Here is an 18866-nt window from a genome sequence, read left to right as displayed (position 1 = left end):
GCTTTCCGCCCTTCGTCGAGGACAAGACGCTGTAGAGCAAGACGCTGTAGAAGTGCGGTCAGGGGAGGGCGCGGGTCGAGCGCCGCACCACCAGACCGGTGTCGAGGGTGACGTGGGTGCGCTCGACCTCGTCGCCGTTGATCAGCGCGATGAGCATGCTGATCGCCCGGTGGCCCATCTCCCGGATCGGCTGGTCCACTGTGGTCAGTGGCGGGCTGCAGAGCGCGGACTCGGGCACGTTGTCGAAGCCCACCACGGAAAGGTCGTCGGGCACCGAAAGGCCCAGCTCGCCGGCCGCGCCGACGGTCGCGATGGCCGAGAGGTCGTTCGCGGCGAACACCGCGGTCGGCCGGTCCGGCGCGGTCAGCAGGGCGTGGGCCGAGGCCGCGGAGACCTCCGGGTCGTAGGCGCCGTCGCGGATCAGCGTCTCGTCCGCCGGGACGCCCGCGGCCGCCAGCGCCCGCAGGTACCCGGTCTTCCGCAGTTCGGCCGACTGCAGGTCGGGGCGGCCGGAGAGGAACGCGATCCGCCGGTGGCCCAGCTCGAGGAGGTGCTCCGTGGCCAGCTGCGCGCCGCGCAGGTTGTCGGAGTCGATGGTCGGCAGGTGCGACGGCCCGGTGTGCGGGTCGACCGCGACGACCGGCGTGCCGGGCACGGCTTCCAGCGAGACGGCGGGCGTGACCAGCACGGCACCGTCGACGAGGGTGCCGCTCAGCCGCGACAGGTAGCGCTTCTCCCAGCCAACCGGGTCGCCGGTGCGTCCGCCCGCGGAGTAGACGACGAGTTCGAACCCGCTGCCGCGGATGGCGTCCGCGGCTCCCTTCAGCAGCTCGGTCGAAAACGGTTCGAGGTCGGCGACCAGGATGCCGATCACGTTCGTCCGGTGGTTTCTCAGGCTCTGCGCCACAAGGCTGGCCTCGTAACCGAGTTCCTCGATCACGGCACGGACACGCGCGAGCGTCGCGGCGGAGACGCCGTACCGCTCGTTGATCACTTTGGAGACCGTGGCCACCGAGACGCCGGCGCGGGCCGCGACGTCACGGATAGTCACCCTGGAACTGGGCTGCATCGGCTCAGACTAACCATGGAAAACGTTATCGACAACGATTGACATCCCATTTGCCCGGGGAGCAGACTCTTCGCCAACCCGGGCGCTGTCGCGCTCCGTCCAACTCGGCCGAAGTCGTCAGGAGTGGACCCACGATGTTCGTAAAACGCCGGATCCCCGTCCTCGCCGCCCTCGCGGTGGTCGTCCCGCTCGCGCTTTCGGCGTGCAGCGGCGGGAGCGAAACACCCGCGCAGCCAAGCGGTCCGGTCACGCTCACCTGGTGGCACAACGGCACCACCGACCCGATCAAGTCGATCTGGGAAAAGGTCGTCACGGACTACCACCAGGCGCACCCCGACGTCACGATCAAGGCCCAGCCGCTGCAGAACGAGGACTTCGGCACCAAGGTCCCGCTCGCCCTGCAGTCGGCCGAGCCACCGGACATCTACCAGTCCTGGGGCGCGGGCGAGCTGGCCTCGCAGATCACCTCGGGCAAGGTCGCCGACATCACCGACGCCACGAAGTCGTGGATCGCGCCGACCACCGGCAAGTTCGGTGAGAACTGGCAGGTCGACGGCAAGCAGTACGGCGTGCCGTTCGAGCAGCACTTCGTCGGGTTCTGGTACCGCAAGGACCTGTTCACCCAGGCCGGGATCACCACCCCGCCGTCGACCATGGACGACCTCAACGCCGCGGTCGCCAAGCTCAAGGCCAAGGGCATCGCGCCGATCTCCGTCGGCGGCAAGGACCGCTGGCCGGATGCCTTCTACTTCAACTACTTCGCCGTCCGCGAGTGCTCCGTCGACGTGCTCAAGCAGTCGGTGAAGGCGGTCAAGCTCGAGGACCCGTGCTGGACGAAGGCGGGGCAGGACCTCAAGAACTTCCTGGCCACCCAGCCGTTCCAGGCCGGGTTCGCCGGCACACCCGCCCAGCAGGGCGCGGGCAGCTCCGCCGGCCTCGTCGCCAACGGCAAGGCCGCGATGGAGCTGCAGGGCGACTGGGAGCCCGGCACCATGTCGTCGCTGACCGATGACAAGGACCTGGACTCGAAGGTCGGCTGGTTCGCGTTCCCGTCCGTCGCGGGCGGCCAGGGTGACCCGAACGCGGTGCTCGGCGGCGGTGACGGCTTCGCCTGCACCACCCGCGCGTCGAAGGCGTGCGCGGACTTCCTGCAGTACCTGGGCAGCGAACCGGTGCAGACGAAGCTCGCGGCGGAAGGCGCCGGGCTCCCGGTGAACGTGGCGGCGGCGAAGTCGCTGAAGACCGACACGCTCCGGCAGGTCTACGACTACGGCACGAAGGCGCCGTACCTGCAGATGTACTTCGACCGGGCGTTCCCGACGGCGGTCGGCGCCGCGCTGAACGACGCGGTGGCCAACATGTTCGCCGGCCAGGGCACCCCCGAAGGCATCGTGACCGCCGTCAACCAGGCCGCGGCGGGCAACAAGTGACCACGGCCACGACCCCGGTGCGGACGGCGGCGCGGCCGTCCGCACCGGCGGTCACGGCCCGGAAGCACCGGCCCGGCCTGCGCAAGCGGCTCGAGCTGACGCTGCTGCTCGGGCCTGCCCTGCTGCTGTTCACGGGGTTCGTCCTGGTGCCGATCGGGATCGCGGGGTTCTACAGCGTCTTCAACTGGAACGGGTTCGGCCCGCTCGACGACTTCGTCGGGTTCAAGAACTACGCCGATGCCTTCGGCGGCACGGTGTTCCAGAGCGCGATCGTGCACAACCTGATCATCGCCGGGCTGTCGATCGTGGTGCAGCTGCCGCTGTCGATCGGCTTGGCGCTGCTGCTCAACCGGAAGCTGCGGGGGCGCGCGGTACTGCGCGCCCTGGTGTTCGCGCCGTACGTCCTGTCCGAGGCGATCACCGCGGTGATCTGGGCGCTCATGCTGCAGCCGAACGGGTTCGCCGACGAGGTGCTGAAGAGCGCCGGGCTCGGCGGGCTGGTCCACAACTGGCTGGCCGACCCGGGCATCGTGCTCTACACGCTGTTCGCGGTGATCACCTGGAAGTACATCGGTTTCGGCATCATCCTGCTGCTCGCCGGCCTGCAGGGCGTGCCGGCCGAGCTGCGCGAAGCCGCGGCGCTCGACGGCGCCTCGGCGTGGCAGACCACCCGGCACGTGGTGCTGCCGCTGCTCGGGCCGACCATCCGGATCTGGATCTTCCTGTCGGTGATCGGCTCGCTCCAGCTGTTCGACGTGGTCTGGATCATGACGACGGGCGGCCCGGCGAACGCGTCGACGACGATGGCGACCTACCTGATCGACCACGGCTTCAAGCGCTACGAGTTCGGGTTCGGCTCCGCGGTGGCGGTGATCCTGTTCGTCATCTGCTTCGTGTTCGCCCTGCTGTACCAGCGGTTCGCGCTCCGCCGTGACACCCAGGGGGCCCTGACGAGGATGGTGGGCTGATGCGCTCCGGCAAGTTCGGCCTGTCGATGGGCTACCTCGCGGCGATCGTGGTGGTCGGCGTGACCGTCGTGCCGCTGCTCTTCGTGGCGCTCGGCGGGTTCCGCACCAACGCGCAGCTCAACTCCGACCCGGCCGGGCTGCCCGGCCCGTGGGTCACCGACAACTACGCCTCGGTGCTCGGCTCGAGCGCGTTCTGGACGTTCCTCGGCAACAGCGCGCTGATCGCCGTGATCGCCACGGCGCTCGCGGTCGGGCTCGGCTCGATGGCCGGGTATGCGCTTTCGCGCTACCAGTTCAAGGGCCGGGAGGCGGTCTACACGCTGTTCACGCTCGGCCTGCTGTTCCCGATCGGCGTGGCGACGCTGCCGCTGTACCTGTGGCTGCGGCAGCTGGGCCTGCTCGAGAGCTTCTGGGGCGTGGCGATCCCGGAGGCGGCGTTCTCGCTGCCGGTGACGATCGTGATCCTGCGCCCGTTCATGCACGCGATCCCCGGCGAGATCGAGGACGCGGCCGTGCTCGACGGCGCCACCAGGATCGGCTTCTTCTGGCGGATCCTGCTGCCGCTCTCGACACCGGCGCTGACCACGGTCGCCGTGCTCGCCTTCGTCACCAGCTGGAACACCTATCTGCTGCCACTGCTGGTGTTCAACGACTCCGGGCACTTCACGCTCCCGCTCGGCGTCGCGATGTTCCAGTCCGCGTTCTCCCAGGACACCGCCCGGGTGCTGGCGTTCACCGCGTTGTCGGCGATCCCCGCGCTCGCGTTCTTCGTGCTCGCCGAACGGCGCATCGTCGGCGGGCTGACCGGATCTGTGAAGGGCTGACACTCAGGAGGTCGCCGTGCCGTCCGAGGTACATCGCCGTGCCTTTTTGCAATTGCTCGCACTGGCCGGCGCCGGCGCCGGCGCCGGAGCGGGGTCCCTGGCCCTGCCGGGACTCGCCGAAGCCGGTACCGGCTTCCCGTTGGTGTCACACGGAAAGGCCGCGACGATCGTCGTGAGCTCGGGCGACTTCCCGGGGGTGCGCCGCGTCGTCGGCGACCTGGCCGCCGACGTCGAACGCGTCACGGGCGTGCGGCCCGCGGTGTCGTTCGACGCCGTACCCCAGCACGGGCCGGTAGTGCTGGTCGGCACGCTGGGGCGCAGCCCGCTGGTCGACGACCTGGTCGCCGCGGGCAAGCTCGACGTCACGGACGTCGCCGGCAAGTGGGAAACCTCGCTGAGCCAGACCGTCGACGGGCGGCTGGTGCTCACCGGCAGCGACCAGCGCGGCGTCATCTACGGCGTCTACGAGATCTCGCGGCGCATCGGCGTCTCCCCGTGGTACTGGTGGGCCGACGTCCCGCCGCGGCGCAGCGCGGAGCTGCACCTCCCGGGTGAGCGGTTCAGCCTCGGCACCCCGCACGTGAAGTACCGCGGGTTCTTCATCAACGACGAGAACCCGGCGCTCGGCACCTGGGCGCCGGCCTACTTCGGGCCGGGCAAGGCGCCGGGTTTCCCGAACGGCTTCAACCACCTGTTCTTCGCGAAGGTCTTCGAGACCATGCTGCGGCTGCGGGCCAACTACCTGTGGCCGGCGGTGTGGGGCCGCGCGTTCGCCGAGGACGACCCGCTCAACCACGCCACCGCCAAGGAGTACGGCGTCGTGATGGGCACCTCGCACGAGGCGCCGATGATGCGCGGGATCGAGGAGTGGAACCGGCACGCGGTGGCCGCGGTCCGCGACGCGGCCGGAAACATCGTGACGCCGGGCCACGACCCGTACGGCGGCACGGGGGAGTGGAGCTTCCGCCGCAACGGCGAGGCGATCAAGGCCTACTGGACCGACGGGATCCGCCGGATGGTCCGCGAGGACTTCGAAGGCGTCGTCACGCTCGGCATGCGCGGCAACGGCGACGTCGGCCTCCCCGACGGCGACGGCATCGAGCTGATGCGGGAGATCATCGCCACCGAACGGGAGATCCTCGCCCGCGAAACCGGCCGGGACCTCACCACGGTGCCGCAGGTGTGGACGCTGTACAAGGAGGTGCTGCGCTACTGGGCCAAGGGCCTGCGCCCGCCCGAGGACGTCATCGTGGTGTTCACCGACGACAACTGGGGCAACGTCCGCAAGCACCCCGACCTGACCCTGCCGCCGCACCCCGGCGGGTACGGGCTCTACTACCACTTCGACTACGTCGGCGGCGGCCGCAACTACAAGTGGGTCGACACCGCCCTGATCGCGAACACCTGGGAGCAGCTGCACCAGACCGCCGCCTACGGCACCGACCGGCTGTGGGTGGCCAACGTCGGCGACATGAAGGGCAACGAGCTGCCGCTGCAGTTCTTCCTCGACTATGCCTGGGACCCGGCCGCCTGGCCGGCCGAACGACTGTCCACTTGGGAGCGTGGCTTCGCGGCGCTGAACTTCGGGTCCGCGGTGGCGGCGGACATCGCCGGGATCCTGCACGACTACGGGCGGCTGCAGTCCCGCCGCAAGCCGGAGCTGCTCAACCGGAAGATCACTCTCGACCCGGCCAAGGACCCCGCGACCGCCGCGGCGATCTCCTACGACGACCAGGCGACGCCGTTCAGCCTCGTCAACTACCGCGAGCTGGACACCGTCACGCAGGAGTGGCAGGACCTGGCGGCGCGGGCCGGGAAGATCGCCCCGCGGCTGCCCGCGGCCTATCGGGACGCCTACTACGAGCTGGTGCTCTACCAGGTCCAGGCGTCGGCGAACCTGTACGCGCTGCGGCGCGCCGAGTTCACGAACCTGCTGTACGCCGCGCAGGGCCGCGCTTCGACGAACGGCCTCGCCGCCGTCACCGAGGCCCGCTTCGCCGACGACCTCGCGCTGGCGGAGAAGTACAACACCGGGATCGCGGGCGGCAAGTGGAAGGGGTTCCAGACCCAGCCGCACATCGACTACGGCGACGTCGCCCGCTACGGCCCGAACGCGCCCTGGCAGCAGCCGGAGCTGAACAACGCGGCGATACCGGACGTCATCTTCCCGGCGGTGCGGCGGATCGAACTGCCGTCCGCCGCGGAACTCGGCGTCGCCGTCGACGGGTCCGAGCAGTGGTGGCCCGCGGCGCCGGGACGTCCGGTGCTGCCGGAGTTCAGCCCCTACCAGAGCGCGCCGCCGCAGTACATCGACGTCTTCAACCGCGGCCGCACGCCGTTCCGCTGCACCGTCTCCGTGCCCGGGGCGCCGTGGGTGCTGGTCGAGCCGCGTGGCGGCCGGGTGGAGGAGGAGCTGCGGATGACCGTGCGGATCGACTGGGCCCGGGCGCCGAAGGGCACCACGACCGTGCCGATCACGGTGTCGGGCGCCGGCCGTTCGGTGACGGTGGACGCCGTCGTCCGCAACCCGGTCCTGCCGGCTTCGTGGCGGCGCGGGTTCGTCGAGGCCGGGGGATACGTGTCGATGGAGGCCGAGCACTGCAGCGCCAACGTCGGTGCGGCGGCGGTGTCGTGGCGGCGGATCCCGGACCTGGGCCGGACGGGCGCGGGGATGACGCCGTTCCCGGTCACCGCGGCGAGCCGGGCACCGGGGGCCGGGCCGCGGCTCGAGTACCGGACGACGCTGTTCACGACCGGGCCGGTCACGGTCTGGGCGTACCTTTCGCCGCGCAGCAACGTGCTGACGGGCGACGGGCTGCGGTACGCGATCTCGTTCGACGACGCGGAACCGCAGGTCGTGAACATCACGAAGGCCACGGGCGCCGACGACATGACCATGAACCGCCAGTGGGAGCGGACCACGTCGGACAACGTGAACCTGACCTCGACGCGGCACGTGGTCGACGCGCCGGGCCCGCACGTGCTGAAGGTCTGGATGGTCGACCCGGCGGTGGTGGTCCAGAAGCTCGTCATCGACACCGGCGGCCTGCGGCCGAGCTATTTCGGGCCGCCGGAGAGCATGCGATGGCCCTGGTGAGCGACGGTCCGGTCGGCCCCGGGCTATCTCTGGCCGATGGAGAGCGCGTGGTGGCCTTCGTGCGCCGGCGCCGCCGTGCTGTGGCGGACCACCAGGCTGGTCGCCAGCTCCAGGCGGTGGCTCTCCGGGTGCGTCCCGCGGGCCAGCGCGATCGCCAGCCTCGCCCCCGCGGCCGCCATCTCCTGCAGCGGCTGGCGGACCGTCGTCAGCTCCGGGGTCAGCCAGCGGGCGATCGGCAGGTCGTCGAAGCCCACCACCGAAAGGTCGTCCGGGATCCGCAGCCCCGCGTCGCGCGCGGCCTCGTACACCCCGAGGGCCTGCAGGTCGCTGCCGGCGAACACCGCCGTCGGCCGGTCGGGGAGGGTGAGCAGTGAGGCCAGCTCCCGGTAGCCGGACCGGACGTGGAAGTCGCCGCGGCGCACCAGCGCCGGGTCGAACGCCACCCCGGCCGTCTCCAGCGCGGTGCGGTAGCCGTCGATGCGGGCCCGGCTGCACAGCACCCCCTCCGGCCCGCCGATCATCGCGATCCGGCGGTGGCCCAGCTCCAGCAGGTGCCGGGTGGCGGTCAGCCCGCCCTGCCAGTTGGTGGCCCCGATCGAGGGCGTCTCCGGGCCGGGAGCGCCGGCCGGGTCGACCACCACCAGCGGGATGTCGCGGGCGCGCAGCTTCGCCAGCTGCCCGCCGGTGAAATCGGAGCACACCGACACGATGCCGACCGGCCGCCGGGCGAGCACGCTTTCCAGCCAGCTCTGCCCGGGCGTGTGCCGCCCCGAAGACTCCGCGAGCACCACCGCCATTCCGTTTTCGCGGGCGACGTACTCGACACCGCGGATGATTTCCAGCGCCCACGTGCTTTCGAGTTCGTGGAACATCAGTTCCAGCAGCCGGGAACGGCGGGAACGTTCGTCGGCGCGGCGCCGGTAACCGTATTTCCCGATGACCGCTTCGACGCGGGCACGGGTGGTTTCGGCGACGTCGGGGCGACCGTTCAGCACTTTCGAAACGGTCGGCACGGAAACACCGGTCTCGGCGGCGATCCGGGCGATGGTGACCCGGGACGCGGTGGGCTCGAGACCATCAGACTTCGTTGTCATGGAGGAGATTCTAGGTCATCCGAACCGGGATTGACACGCTGCGAAACTTTCGGTCATTGCTCCGAAAGAGGCCTTGACTTGTGGCGAACAAAGGAGTGAACGAGATGGTGAGAGCAATTCTGCTGAAACGCGTCCTGGTGGCGATGACCGCGCTCGCGGGCGTGGCCGTCTGGCCGGCGCCCGTGGCTTCGGCCTCGGCGCCGTTGAAAAATATCACGCACCGCTACGTCGGCAGCGCGGTGGCCGCGGCGTATCTGGCTTCGGAACCCGACTACCGGGCGGTGCTCACGCGGGAATTCGACAATGTGACCCCGGAGAACGAGATGAAGTGGGGCGTCGTCGAGGCGGTTCGCGGGCAGTACGACTGGTCGGGCGCCGACGCGATCGTGCGGTACGCGCAGCAGACCCGCAAGACGGTCCGCGGGCACACGCTCGTCTGGCACTCGCAGCTCCCGGACTGGGTGGCCGCGCTGCCCGCCGACGAGCTGAGGCGGGTGCTGCGCGACCACGTCATGACGGAAGTCAAGCGGTACAAGGGAAAGATCCGCGCCTGGGACGTCGTCAACGAGATCTTCAACGAGGACGGCACGCGGCGCGACACGGTCTTCCGGCAGAAGCTCGGGGACGGCTTCGTCGCCGACGTCTTCCGCTGGGCGCACGCGGCCGATCCGGCGGCCAAGCTGTACATCAACGACTACAACATCGAGGGCCGCAACCCGAAGAGCGACGCCGTGTACGACCTGGTGAAGACGCTGCGGCGGCAGGGTGTGCCGATCGGCGGCGTCGGGGTCCAGGCGCACCTGTCGATCCAGTACGGCTTCCCGGACGGGTACCGCGCGAACCTGGCGCGCTTCGCCGCGCTGGGCGTGGACGTCGCGGTCACGGAAGCGGACGTCCGGATCCCGACCCCGCCCGACGCGGCGAAGCTCGCCACCCAGGCGAGCTACTTCGGCCAGCTGTGGGACGGCTGCCACGCGGTGTCCCGCTGCGTCGAGTTCACGACGTGGGGCTTCACGGACCGGCACTCGTGGGTGCCGGACGTGTTCCCGGGCGAGGGGGCCGCCTGCCTGTTCGACGAGAACCTCCGGCCGAAACCCGCGTACACCCGCATCAACCCCTGAACCGGACCCGGGAGGGCACCTTCATGGAGGGTGCCCTCCCGGCGTTCCAGGCGGTACCGGGCTCACCGGGCCATGGCCGCCAGCCGCTTCGCGGTCGGCCAGCGGACCTGCCAGGCCCAGCCGAACTTCTCGAACACCCAGATCACGCGCGCGGAGATGTCGATCTGCCCCCGCTGGACGCCGTGGCGCGCGGACGTCGGGTCGGCGTGGTGGGAGTTGTGCCAGGACTCGCCCATCGACAGGATCGCCAGCGGCCAGAAGTTGGCCGAACGGTCCCGGCTCGCGAACGGCCGCTCGCCGATCATGTGGCAGATCGAGTTCACCGACCACGTCACGTGGTGCTGGAAGGAGATCCGCGCCAGACCGGCCCAGAGGAACGCGGTCAGCGCGCCCCACCACGAAAGCGTGATCAGGCCGCCGAGCAGGGCCGGAAGCAGCAGGCTCGTCACCACCCACAGCGGGAAGAGGCGGTCGACGACGCGGAGGTCGCGGTCGGCGGCCAGGTCGGGGGCGAACCGGTCGACGTTGGTCTTGTCCCGTCCGAAGAGCCAGCCCATGTGGGCGTGCCAGAAGCCGCGCGCCAGCGCCGCCGGGGACGTGCCGAACAGCCACGGCGAGTGCGGGTCGCCCTCGCGGTCGGAGAAGGCGTGGTGACGGCGGTGGTCGGCGACCCAGCCGATCACCGGGCCCTGCGCCGCGAGGCCGCCGGCGACGGCCAGCGCGATCCGCAGTGCCCGCTTCGCGCGGAACGCGCCGTGGGTGAAGTAGCGGTGGTAGCCGATGGTGATGCCGAGGGTCGACACCACGAAGAACGCGCCGCCGATGATGAGGTCGAGCCAGCTGACGCCCCAGCCCCAGAACACCGGGACGGCCGCGCCGAGCGCGAGGAACGGGACGAGCAGGAACGTGCGGATGGTGATGAGCTCGGCCAGTGTCTGCCGGCCGGAAAGCACCGGTTTCGGCGCCGGGCGCGCGGGTTTGACGGGTGTGGCTGTGGTCAAGGCACTACTCGATTCGAAGTCTTCGCCGCGCCGGATCGAGCCGCGCGGAAGGCCGGGGAGCGAACACACCCGGCGGGGCAACAGTGAGCTGGTGGGGGAGGGGGCGTGGTCGCCGCTCCTGATCGGCGATCGGCCCCCGCGGGCCACGTGAACGGAAGTGAGACCGGCTCGGACGCCGGCGTACGAGGTGCTCCCGCTCCTTCGAGGCTACATGAACGCCGGCCTCCCGCAGCGCGGACGCGGGCCGCGTACGGTGGGGCGATGGCATCCCCAGCAGGCGGACCTGCGCTGGAACAGACTCTCTCCGAGTGGCTCAAGGCCCGTGCCGAGACCCACCGGCACCTCGACGGCGCCGTCACCCCGGTCGACGCGGGCTGGGCCCAGCGGCTGGCCGACCTCCTCGCGACGGAGCAGTCCTGGCAGGTGCAGTACACCGAGCTCGTCGCCCTCGGCACGCCGGAGCACCGGTTCCCGTCATCCAACCGATGACGGCCGGTGCGATGACGGCGAAAAAGAAGACCCCCGCCCGGTGAGGGGCGGGGGCCTTCGTGCCTCGTGGCTCAGATGACGCTTACGCGCTGGGCCTGCGGGCCCTTCTGGCCCTGGCCGATTTCGAACTCCACGCGCTGGCCCTCGTCGAGCGACTTGAAGCCGTTGCCCTGGATCTCGGAGTAGTGGACGAAGACGTCCGGTCCCCCGCCGTCCTGCGCGATGAAGCCGAAGCCCTTTTCACCGTTGAACCACTTGACACTGCCCTGAGCCATACCAATACCTACTCTTTGTAGTGAGCCTGGGCGCCCCATTCGGACGCCCGGTCTCGTGACCATCATTCCATTACCCGCCCGAAGACGCGAGACCGGTCTCAGACTCCCCAGTCGGGGCGCAGCGGCATGCCCATTCCGCCCTCGCTGTCGGTCCGGACGCCCAGGATGTGGTGCAGCTCGATCTCCCGGCGTTCGAAGGCCAGCCGGCAGGCCGCGAGGTAGAGCGCCCACACCCGGGTGCGCCCGGCGCCGGCCTCGGCGACCGCCTCGTCCCAGTGCTCGTCGAGGTTGGCGCACCACCCGGCCAGCGTCGTCGCGTAGTGCTCGCGCAGGTTCTCCGAGTGCCGGACTTCCAGGCCGGCGTCGTGCATGGCCGTGACGAGCTCGCCGGGGGCCTCCAGTTCGCCGTCCGGGAAGACGTAGCGGTCGATGAACCCGCGGGAGCGGTGGGCGACGCTGGTGTCCGGGTTGGTGATGCAGTGGTTGAGCAGGCGCCCGTGCGGCTTGAGCTTGCCGGCGAGGAAGCGGAAGTACCCGGGCACGTTGCGCGCGCCGATGTGCTCGGTCAGGCCGATCGACGAGATCGCGTCGAACCCCGTTTCGGTGACATCCCGGTAGTCGAGGTGGCGGATCTCGGCGCGGTCGGCGAGGCCGAGGGCCACGATGTTCTTCTGCGCCCACTGCGCCTGTTCACGCGAAAGTGTGACGCCGAGCGCTTCGACGCCGTAGTGCCGGACGGCGTGCGCGACCATCCCGCCCCAGCCGCAGCCGACGTCGAGCAGCCGCATCCCGGCCTTGAGGCCGAGCTTGCGGCAGACCAGGTCGAACTTGTTCGCCTGCGCCTCCTCCAGCGTCGCGTCCGCGGACGGGAACACCGCGCACGTGTAGGCCATCGACGGGCCGAGGACCAGCTCGTAGAACCGGTTGGACACGTCGTAGTGGCTGGCGATGGCCTCGCTGTCGCGTTCCTTCGAATGCCGCAGCGCGGTCATCCCGCGCCGGAACCGGCTCGGGTGCTCCTCGGCCGGCGGCTTGACCACCCGGAGGTGGCGGGGGCCGAGCTTGCGCAGCAGCCACAGCCGGTCGGCCGGGGTGAGCTGGTCGACCTGGGCCGCCAGCGCGCGCAGGGCGGTGTAGAGGTCGCCGGTGACGTCGAGCGCGCCGGCGACGTACGCGCGGGCGAGGCCGAGGTCGCCGGGGGAGGACATGAGGTAGTCCAGCGCGAGCGGCGAGCGCACTTCGATGGACACCGGCGCGTCGGGCGCGCCGCTGCTGCTGCCGTCGTAGGCGGTGATCGACACCTCGGCGCGCGGGCCGAGCAGGCGCTCGAAGACAGCGCCGACCGTGGTGGTCTCCTGGGGCACGTTCGTTCCTTTCACCTGCGGCGGACGCATTTTTCGTAGAGGCCGAGCAGCCGCTCGCCCGGGTCGTAGATCCGCTTGAGCTCGCGGTAGGCGTCGCCGTTGTACAGCCGCCAGAACTCGTCCTCGGTGTAGAAGCTGTCCGAGTAGAGCGACTTGTGGCCGCCGAGCCGGGTGACCTCGGCTTCGATCATCCGGTTGTGCGCGCCGTCGCGCTCGCCGGGGTCCAGCGGCACGGCCGACCAGAAGCCGAAGTTGACGTAGAGCTCGGCCGGGTCGAGCTCGTAGAGCGGCCAGCGCACGTCACCGGGCCGCTGCCGCAGCGGGCAGATCCACACCGGACTGATCGGGATCTCCCGCTCGAAGAACTCGAGGAACTCCGCGGCCCGGCGGAGCGGGACCTCGATGTCCTGCACGATCGTCTCTTCGGGCGGCAGGCGCCGCAGCCGCAGCAGCCGCTCGGCGATCCGGAACCGGCGGTCGAGCGCGACGGCCTTCCAGTACACCGAAGACCGCAGGAACCGGCGGCCGAGCAGCAGCCTCGGCAGCCGGTGCTGGACGCCGAAGGCGCGGGAGCACCAGAACCAGTCGGTGTCCCAGCGCCACAGGTAGTCGCGGACGGTGAGGTGGTCGGTCTCACGTCGCCGGATCGAGTGGTAGTAGATGTCCAGCCAGGTGTAGTCGCTGGTCGCGGGCGCGGTGTCGGTGAACGTGGCCAGGGTGAGGTAGAGCTCGTCCGGGCCGAACACCGTGCCGTCGACGAAGTCGACGTGCTCGCCCTGGTGCTCGCTCTTCGCGCAGACCTCGCCGAGCGCGGCGAAGTAGCTGTCGCGGTCGTGGTGGCGGACGTGGCGCAGCCGCACGAACGGCTTCACCGGCTCCAGGAGGATCCGCAGCCGCAGCGCGTAGCCGAGGGTGCCGTACGAGTTGGGGAAGCCGTGGAACAGGTCTCGGTGCTCGTTGTCCGGCGTGGCGACGACGATCCGGCCGTCGCCGGTGAGCACCTCCAGTTCGAGCACCGACTCGTGCGGCATGCCGTTGCGGAACGACGAGGACTCGATGCCGAGGCCGGTCACCGCGCCGCCGAGGGTGATCGTCTTCAGCTGCGGCACGACCAGCGGCATCAGCCCGTGCGGCAGCGTCGCGTCGACGAGCTGTTCGTAGGTCACCATCCCTTCGACGTCGGCGGTGCGGGTCTCGGGATCGACGCGCAGCACGTGCGTGAACCCGGACACGTCCAGTCCGGGGTGTTTCGCCGCGGCGCGGGAGCGGAAGAGGTTCGACGTCCGCTTCGCCAGCCGGATGGTGGCTTCGCCGCTGATCGCGGTGAGCTGCCGTCTCAGTGCGTCGACGCGGGATTCGTGCTCGGGGAAGGCCGGGCCCGGACGGGCTTCGGGCACCCCGGCCTGATGGGTGGTCACACCTTGATCCTGCCTCACCGGGAGGACGGACGCACACTCCCGGCCGGCTGGGTTTTCCACCCTCCCGGGAGCCGGGATCCGCCCGCGCGCGCCGGGACGATCAGGCGGCCGCGCGGAGCGGGGTCTCCTCGGCCACGAGCGTTTCGGCGTCGGCCAGCAGGGCGTCGACCTCCCGCAGCCGGGCGGCGGTGCGGCGCTCGACGGCGGCCAGGCGCTCGGCCCGCCGGCGGGCGTCGTCGACGATGCCCGTGGCCCGCGCTCGGGCGTCGGCGTCGCGGCGTAGCGCTGTCTCCTCGGCTTCCCGGACGATCGCGGCGGCCCGGTGCCGGGCCGTGGCGACGATCCCGGCCGCTTCCGCGTGGGCCAGTTCGAGCAGGTGGCGGACGCGGTCGCCGACGGCCGCCGGGTCGGCGGGCGTCCGGCAGAGCCGGTCGGCGCGGGCGCGCAACGCGGCGTTGTCGGCGCGGGCCTGTTCGAGCCGCCGCGCCAGGTTCTCGGCCTCGGCGACGGCGGCGTCGCGGTCGGCCGTGAGCAGGCGGAGCTCGCCGAGGAGTTCCTCGATCCGCTCGTCGACCTGCTCGCGGTCGTAACCGCGGAACGTCAGCGCGAAGCTCTCCGGCAGGGGCAATGGCGCGGTCATCGGGCGGCGGCCGGCCGGCGCAGCAGCGCGGCGAGCCCGTCGGCGTCGCCCGCGGTCCGGAGGGTGACCGGGTCGGGCCGTCCGACGGTGTGGTCGTCCTCGTGCAGCGCGGCGACGAACCGCGCGACCCGGCGCGGCGACGGGACGACCGCCGGGCCGCCCAGGTAGCGCAGGACGATCAGGTCCTCGCCCGAGTGCGTCTCGATCGCCGCCGCCCAGCCGCGCTCCTCGTCCCAGAGCAGCGCGACGTCGCGGTCGGGGTAGTGCGGCAGCCGGGTGTCGAGGGCGACGTAGGCCGAAACCGGGCGGTCGTGGTCGACGGTGCACGACTCGAGGCCGATCCCGAGCTCGGCGGTGACGTCGCGGAGGTAGTCGAGCAGCGCGGGGACGGCGGGGTGCTGGTAACCGGTCGGGAGTTCGATCGATGCGGTCACGGGTGGTGCGAAGCCTTTCTCGGAGTGGGAGCCGGCGCGCTCCCGGGGTTCGTCAGGTCCTTCTGTTCTAACATGTCATCGAAAGGATGACAAGAAGAATGTCGCCGGAATGATGACGCAGTGCCGGGGCTTATGTCGGGATTGATCGGGCCGGCACCGGGGTATCCGGCGCTCGGACCGCGGGAACCCCGCGGCGGGACGGGAAGCGAGGCGGCGTTGAGCATTCTGATCGACTTCGGGCGCGACACGGAGTTCTCGTTCGAGCGGCGGTTGCGCGGCTACTTGGGCGCGGTGGCCAGGGCCGTCGGGGTGGGGCTGGAGTCCTGCACCCTCGACGCGGGCGCGCCCGCCGCCGCGTACATCGCCCTCGACTGGCGGCTGGCCCGCTTCCCCGGCCACGACCTCGCGCTCGTCTGGGACGAGGTGCACGGCTGGGCGGCGGCGATCGAGGACGCGACCGGCGAGGCCGCGACCGTCCTGTGCTACCTCGGCGGCGCGGTGCTGCCCGAACCCCGCGCCGTGGTCCGGTTCCTCGCCGCGGTGCGCGCCGGCGACCCGGACGCGGGAACGCTCGACGCGCCGGTGCTCCGCGAGGCCGGCGATCACGAGCAGCTGCTGACGCTGGTTCCCGACGTGGCGGTCCGCGGTCACGGGTAGGCACGGGGTGACCGGCGAGAACGGGCCACCGGACTTCGACGCCTTGGTCGGGGTCCTGGACTACCCCATGTACATCGTCACGTGCGCCGACGGCACGCGCGCCGCGGGCTGCCTGGTCGGCTTCGCGGCGCAGTGCAGCATTTCGCCGCCGCGGTTCATGGTCTGGCTGTCCGACAAGAACCACACGCGCGAGGTCGCGCGAGGAGCCGAAGTGCTGGCCGTGCACCGGCTGACCACGGCACAGAAGGACCTCGCGCGGCTCTTCGGCGGGACGACGGGGTTCGACGCCGACAAGTTCGCCCGCTGCCGCTGGCACCGCGGGCCTCGCGGCGTCCCGGTGCTCGACGACTGCCCCCGCTGGTTCGCCGGCGAGATCCTCGGCCGCGAGGTCACCGGCGATCACGTCGCGCACCTGCTGCGCCCGATCGCCGCCGCGGCCGGCGGGGAGGCCGGCCGGCAGCTGGGCTTCCAGGACGTCCGCGACCTCGAACCGGGCAACGAGGCCTGAACCGGGGCGGGTTCAGGCCTCGCGGAAGAGGTAGCCGGGCACGAGCGCCCAGACGACCTTCCCGGGCGCCGCGGCCCGGACGCCCCAGTGGACGGAGAGCCGGCCGACCAGCTTCAGGCCGTGCCCGCCACCGACCGACACGCGGCCGATCGCGGCGTCGTCGTCGGCCACCTCGACCAGCATGCCCCGCCGCTCGCGGGTGACCCGCAGCCCCGATGGCCGTGCGGTGTGCCGGTAGGCGTTGCCGACGAGTTCGTCCACGACCAGCAGCGGCGCGCCGAGCGGCTCGTGGCGCCCGAAGCCGAGGCAGGCGGCCACGGTGGAGCGGATCCGGCGGAGCGCGGGCCGCCCGGTCAGGTCGAGGGTCACCTCCGCCGCGAGGGCCACGCGCAGGCTGAGCTGCTCGACGGCCTGGTCCCACTCCGGCGGCCGCAAGTCTTCCGAGCTCGCCGCTTCTCCGCCGTTCATCGCCACCGCTCCCTCGCGCCGGATCTGCTTTACGAGGTGTTCGGTGCCGCCCGCGACGTGGATGGGTCGGGTTCGGGGATGGCAGACTGGCGCCGACGGGAAGAGGGGGCGGCTGTGGGGGAGCTGACGGCGGAAGCCGTGACCGATCGGGTGGTACCGCGGACGCCGCGCGTCTCCCCGGACGGCCGGTGGGTCGCGTTCGTGACCGGCACCGTGGGCCGGGCGGGGCGGCATCCGGTCAGCGCGCTGTGGGTCGCCCCCGCCGACGGCAGCGCGCCGCCACGGGAGCTCGCGCCCGCCACGGCCGAGAACCACGCACCCCGCTGGGCGCCGGACTCCGGCTCGGTCTTCTTCCTCTCGGACCGGGCCGAGCGGGGCACCGCGCGGCTGTACCGGGTGGGCCGCACCGAGGGTGATCCGGAACCGCTGACCGCCGCGGGCATCAGTGGGTACCTCCCGCTGGCGGACCCGGGGCGGATCGTGGTGCTCGCGCCGGACGAGCGGGAGCGGCCGGCCGATCCCCGGATCCGCACGGTCTCGGCAAGCCGTCCGCCGGTCTGGGACACCGAGGCCCGCCCCGACCGGCTGTGGCTCCTCGACTCGCCGACCGGCGCCCCGCGTCCGCTCGGCGACTTGGGCGCGCGGCACGTCGTCGAGGTGGCGGCCCGGCCGGACGGGGGCGCCCTCGCCGTGCTCACCTGGTCGGTCGCCGACCTCGACCCCGGCCAATTCGAACCGGGGCTCCACCTCGTCGACCCCGCCTCCGGGGCCACCCGGGACCTCGGCACGCCGGCGCTCGAAGCGTCGTCCCTCACCTGGTGGCGCGACGAAACCGGCTGGCGCCTCTGCTACCTCGGCCTCACCCCGCCCGCCCTGGTCGGCGGCCGCGCCGTGTTCGACGTCGGCGACCGGGGCGGGACGCACCGCAATCTGACCTTCGGGATGAGTGTCTGCCCCGTCGAGCTGGCCGAGACCGACGGTGGCCCGCCGCTGGCGTTGTTCGCCGAAGGCCTGGACACCACCGTCCGGCGGCTCGACCCGGCCACGCGCCGCTTCACGGAGGTCTCGCGGGCCCGGGGTCAGCTGGCGTCCTTGACCGTGGGCCGCGAGGTCCTCGCGGTGGTCGCGAGCACCGCGGCCGAGCCCGACGCCGTCCACGCCGGGCCACCGGGCGGGCCGCTCGCCCGCCTCGGCGAAACCGCTCTCCCCGGAATCCGGTGGGGCACCCAGGAACGCCTGTCCTACCGCGCTCCGGACGGCCTGGCCCTCGACGGCCTCCTGGTCCTCCCGCCCGGCACGACCCGCGACGACGGTCCCTTCCCGCTCGTCACGCTGGTCCACGGCGGGCCGTACGGCCGCTACGCCGACCGGTTGAACCTGGGCTGGTACCCCTCGGGCCAGTGGCTCGCGGCCGCCGGGTTCGCGGTGTTCCTGCCGAACGCGCGGGGCGGCCTCGGCCACGGGCACGCCTTCGCGGTGAGCGTCGCCGGAGCGGTGGGCGGTCCGGACTGGACCGACGTCCTCGCCGGGATCGACCTCCTCGTCGACGAAGGCGTCGCCGACCCGGGGCGGCTCGGGATCGGCGGCGGGAGCCAAGGCGGGTTCATGGCCGCGTGGGCCGTCGGGCAGACCGATCGCTTCGCCGCCGCTCTCGTCTCGGCGGGTGTCACCGACTGGCCCCTGCTCGCCGCCACCGGCGAGCTCACCCGGTTCGAAGCGGCCCTCGGCGGCCGGGAGAACAGCCCGATCACCCACGCCGCCAACATCCGGACTCCCGTTCTCATCCTGCACGGCGAGGACGACACCAACGTCCCGCTCTCGCAAGCGGAACTGCTGCACCGCGCGCTCCGCGGCTTCGGTGCCGAGCACGAGTACGTCGTCTACCCCCGGGAGGGCCACTCGATCCGCGAGCGCGACCACCAGATCGACGTCCTGAACCGGTCGCGGGAGTGGTTCTCGCGGTGGCTCACACCTGTTCGCCCAGCTTGAACTCCGCCTGCCCGGCACCG

Annotated in this window: 18 protein-coding genes; 9 read left to right on the top strand and 9 right to left on the bottom strand. The window is 71.6% G+C overall.

The genetic code is table 11. The annotated features are described in order from the left end of the window. Positions 1 to 58 precede the first annotated feature (58 nt). Positions 59 to 1069 carry a LacI family DNA-binding transcriptional regulator gene (locus AB0M82_RS05385; protein WP_364717895.1) on the bottom strand — a complete coding sequence of 337 codons (1011 nt, stop codon included), beginning with the start codon at positions 1067 to 1069 and terminating at the stop codon, positions 59 to 61. 134 nt (positions 1070 to 1203) lie between these two features. On the opposite strand from AB0M82_RS05385, the gene AB0M82_RS05380 reads away from it, so the two are divergent. From AB0M82_RS05380 to AB0M82_RS05365, 4 genes are read left to right on the top strand one after another with little or no spacing between them, the layout of a single operon-like run. Next, entirely contained in the window at positions 1204 to 2499 is a 1296-nt protein-coding gene (locus tag AB0M82_RS05380; protein WP_364717893.1) for an extracellular solute-binding protein, read from the top strand. Further along, positions 2496 to 3467 (top strand): sugar ABC transporter permease, encoded by a 972-nt coding sequence (locus tag AB0M82_RS05375; protein WP_364717891.1) that lies wholly within the window; start codon positions 2496 to 2498, stop codon positions 3465 to 3467. The genes AB0M82_RS05380 and AB0M82_RS05375 overlap by 4 nt, the downstream gene beginning before the upstream one ends. Further along, positions 3467 to 4291 carry a carbohydrate ABC transporter permease gene (locus AB0M82_RS05370; protein WP_364717889.1) on the top strand — a complete coding sequence of 275 codons (825 nt, stop codon included), beginning with the start codon at positions 3467 to 3469 and terminating at the stop codon, positions 4289 to 4291. Before AB0M82_RS05375 ends, AB0M82_RS05370 begins: the two co-directional genes overlap by 1 nt. 52 nt (positions 4292 to 4343) lie before the next feature. Further along, a complete protein-coding gene (locus AB0M82_RS05365; RefSeq protein WP_364717887.1) occupies positions 4344 to 7388 on the top strand; it encodes a glycosyl hydrolase 115 family protein in 3045 nt (1014 codons plus the stop codon). A gap of 23 nt (positions 7389 to 7411) precedes the next feature. Here the strand turns inward: AB0M82_RS05365 and AB0M82_RS05360 are convergent, their stop codons facing one another. Then, the gene (locus tag AB0M82_RS05360; protein ID WP_364717885.1) at positions 7412 to 8482 is read right to left on the bottom strand and encodes a LacI family DNA-binding transcriptional regulator; all 1071 of its coding nucleotides are present in this window, start codon (positions 8480 to 8482) and stop codon (positions 7412 to 7414) included. Between the two features lie 104 nt (positions 8483 to 8586). On the opposite strand from AB0M82_RS05360, the gene AB0M82_RS05355 reads away from it, so the two are divergent. Next, positions 8587 to 9603, top strand: coding sequence for an endo-1,4-beta-xylanase (locus tag AB0M82_RS05355; RefSeq protein WP_364717884.1), 1017 nt, complete (start codon positions 8587 to 8589; stop codon positions 9601 to 9603). A 62-nt stretch (positions 9604 to 9665) separates the two neighbouring features. Here the strand turns inward: AB0M82_RS05355 and AB0M82_RS05350 are convergent, their stop codons facing one another. Beyond that, on the bottom strand, positions 9666 to 10604 hold the full coding sequence (locus AB0M82_RS05350) for an acyl-CoA desaturase (protein WP_364717882.1): 939 nt from the start codon (positions 10602 to 10604) through the stop codon (positions 9666 to 9668). Positions 10605 to 10865: 261 nt separating this feature from the next. Between AB0M82_RS05350 and AB0M82_RS05345 the strand changes: the two genes are divergently transcribed. Further along, positions 10866 to 11093, top strand: coding sequence for a hypothetical protein (locus AB0M82_RS05345; RefSeq protein ID WP_364717880.1), 228 nt, complete (start codon positions 10866 to 10868; stop codon positions 11091 to 11093). A gap of 71 nt (positions 11094 to 11164) precedes the next feature. Here AB0M82_RS05345 and AB0M82_RS05340 read toward each other — a convergent pair whose 3' ends face one another. The 5 genes from AB0M82_RS05340 to AB0M82_RS05320 form a co-directional block, all read right to left on the bottom strand. Then, positions 11165 to 11368, bottom strand: coding sequence for a cold-shock protein (locus AB0M82_RS05340; RefSeq protein WP_072479091.1), 204 nt, complete (start codon positions 11366 to 11368; stop codon positions 11165 to 11167). A gap of 98 nt (positions 11369 to 11466) precedes the next feature. Beyond that, complete coding sequence (locus AB0M82_RS05335) at positions 11467 to 12762, bottom strand: class I SAM-dependent methyltransferase (protein ID WP_364717878.1); 1296 nt, start codon at positions 12760 to 12762, stop codon at positions 11467 to 11469. Next, positions 12744 to 14150 (bottom strand): FAD-binding oxidoreductase, encoded by a 1407-nt coding sequence (locus AB0M82_RS05330; protein WP_364717877.1) that lies wholly within the window; start codon positions 14148 to 14150, stop codon positions 12744 to 12746. Before AB0M82_RS05330 ends, AB0M82_RS05335 begins: the two co-directional genes overlap by 19 nt. 100 nt (positions 14151 to 14250) lie before the next feature. Next, the gene (locus tag AB0M82_RS05325) at positions 14251 to 14790 is read right to left on the bottom strand and encodes a hypothetical protein (protein WP_364717876.1); all 540 of its coding nucleotides are present in this window, start codon (positions 14788 to 14790) and stop codon (positions 14251 to 14253) included. Beyond that, positions 14787 to 15224: a DUF6292 family protein gene (locus AB0M82_RS05320; protein WP_364717874.1), complete on the bottom strand. Its 438-nt coding sequence runs from the start codon at positions 15222 to 15224 to the stop codon at positions 14787 to 14789. The genes AB0M82_RS05325 and AB0M82_RS05320 overlap by 4 nt, the downstream gene beginning before the upstream one ends. A gap of 216 nt (positions 15225 to 15440) precedes the next feature. On the opposite strand from AB0M82_RS05320, the gene AB0M82_RS05315 reads away from it, so the two are divergent. Together AB0M82_RS05315 and AB0M82_RS05310 are read left to right on the top strand one after the other, a co-directional pair. Then, the gene (locus AB0M82_RS05315) at positions 15441 to 15881 is read left to right on the top strand and encodes a DUF6292 family protein (protein ID WP_364717872.1); all 441 of its coding nucleotides are present in this window, start codon (positions 15441 to 15443) and stop codon (positions 15879 to 15881) included. A gap of 7 nt (positions 15882 to 15888) precedes the next feature. After that, positions 15889 to 16389, top strand: coding sequence for a flavin reductase family protein (locus tag AB0M82_RS05310; protein WP_364717871.1), 501 nt, complete (start codon positions 15889 to 15891; stop codon positions 16387 to 16389). A 12-nt stretch (positions 16390 to 16401) separates the two neighbouring features. Here AB0M82_RS05310 and AB0M82_RS05305 read toward each other — a convergent pair whose 3' ends face one another. Beyond that, entirely contained in the window at positions 16402 to 16857 is a 456-nt protein-coding gene (locus AB0M82_RS05305) for an ATP-binding protein (protein WP_364717869.1), read from the bottom strand. Between the two features lie 114 nt (positions 16858 to 16971). On the opposite strand from AB0M82_RS05305, the gene AB0M82_RS05300 reads away from it, so the two are divergent. Then, complete coding sequence (locus AB0M82_RS05300; protein ID WP_364717868.1) at positions 16972 to 18846, top strand: prolyl oligopeptidase family serine peptidase; 1875 nt, start codon at positions 16972 to 16974, stop codon at positions 18844 to 18846. Positions 18847 to 18866 lie beyond the last annotated feature (20 nt).

The sequence above is a fragment of the Amycolatopsis sp. NPDC051128 genome (genome assembly GCF_040682715.1).
GTDB lineage: Bacteria > Actinomycetota > Actinomycetes > Mycobacteriales > Pseudonocardiaceae > Amycolatopsis.
The sequence above is the reverse complement of the archived record's forward strand: the minus strand, read 5'-3'. Positions and strand labels throughout refer to the sequence as shown.

Bases quoted from the DNA above. Each gene is read 5' to 3' on its own strand.
- AB0M82_RS05360 (WP_364717885.1), bottom strand. From the start codon at position 8,482: ATGACAACGAAGTCTGATGGTCTCGAGCCCACCGCGTCCCGGGTCACC.
- AB0M82_RS05370 (WP_364717889.1), top strand. From the start codon at position 3,467: ATGCGCTCCGGCAAGTTCGGCCTGTCGATGGGCTACCTCGCGGCGATC.
- AB0M82_RS05340 (WP_072479091.1), bottom strand. From the start codon at position 11,368: ATGGCTCAGGGCAGTGTCAAGTGGTTCAACGGTGAAAAGGGCTTCGGC.
- AB0M82_RS05325 (WP_364717876.1), bottom strand. From the start codon at position 14,790: ATGACCGCGCCATTGCCCCTGCCGGAGAGCTTCGCGCTGACGTTCCGC.
- AB0M82_RS05345 (WP_364717880.1), top strand. From the start codon at position 10,866: ATGGCATCCCCAGCAGGCGGACCTGCGCTGGAACAGACTCTCTCCGAG.
- AB0M82_RS05335 (WP_364717878.1), bottom strand. From the start codon at position 12,762: ATGCGTCCGCCGCAGGTGAAAGGAACGAACGTGCCCCAGGAGACCACC.
- AB0M82_RS05380 (WP_364717893.1), top strand. From the start codon at position 1,204: ATGTTCGTAAAACGCCGGATCCCCGTCCTCGCCGCCCTCGCGGTGGTC.
- AB0M82_RS05385 (WP_364717895.1), bottom strand. From the start codon at position 1,069: ATGCAGCCCAGTTCCAGGGTGACTATCCGTGACGTCGCGGCCCGCGCC.
- AB0M82_RS05355 (WP_364717884.1), top strand. From the start codon at position 8,587: ATGGTGAGAGCAATTCTGCTGAAACGCGTCCTGGTGGCGATGACCGCG.
- AB0M82_RS05305 (WP_364717869.1), bottom strand. From the start codon at position 16,857: ATGAACGGCGGAGAAGCGGCGAGCTCGGAAGACTTGCGGCCGCCGGAG.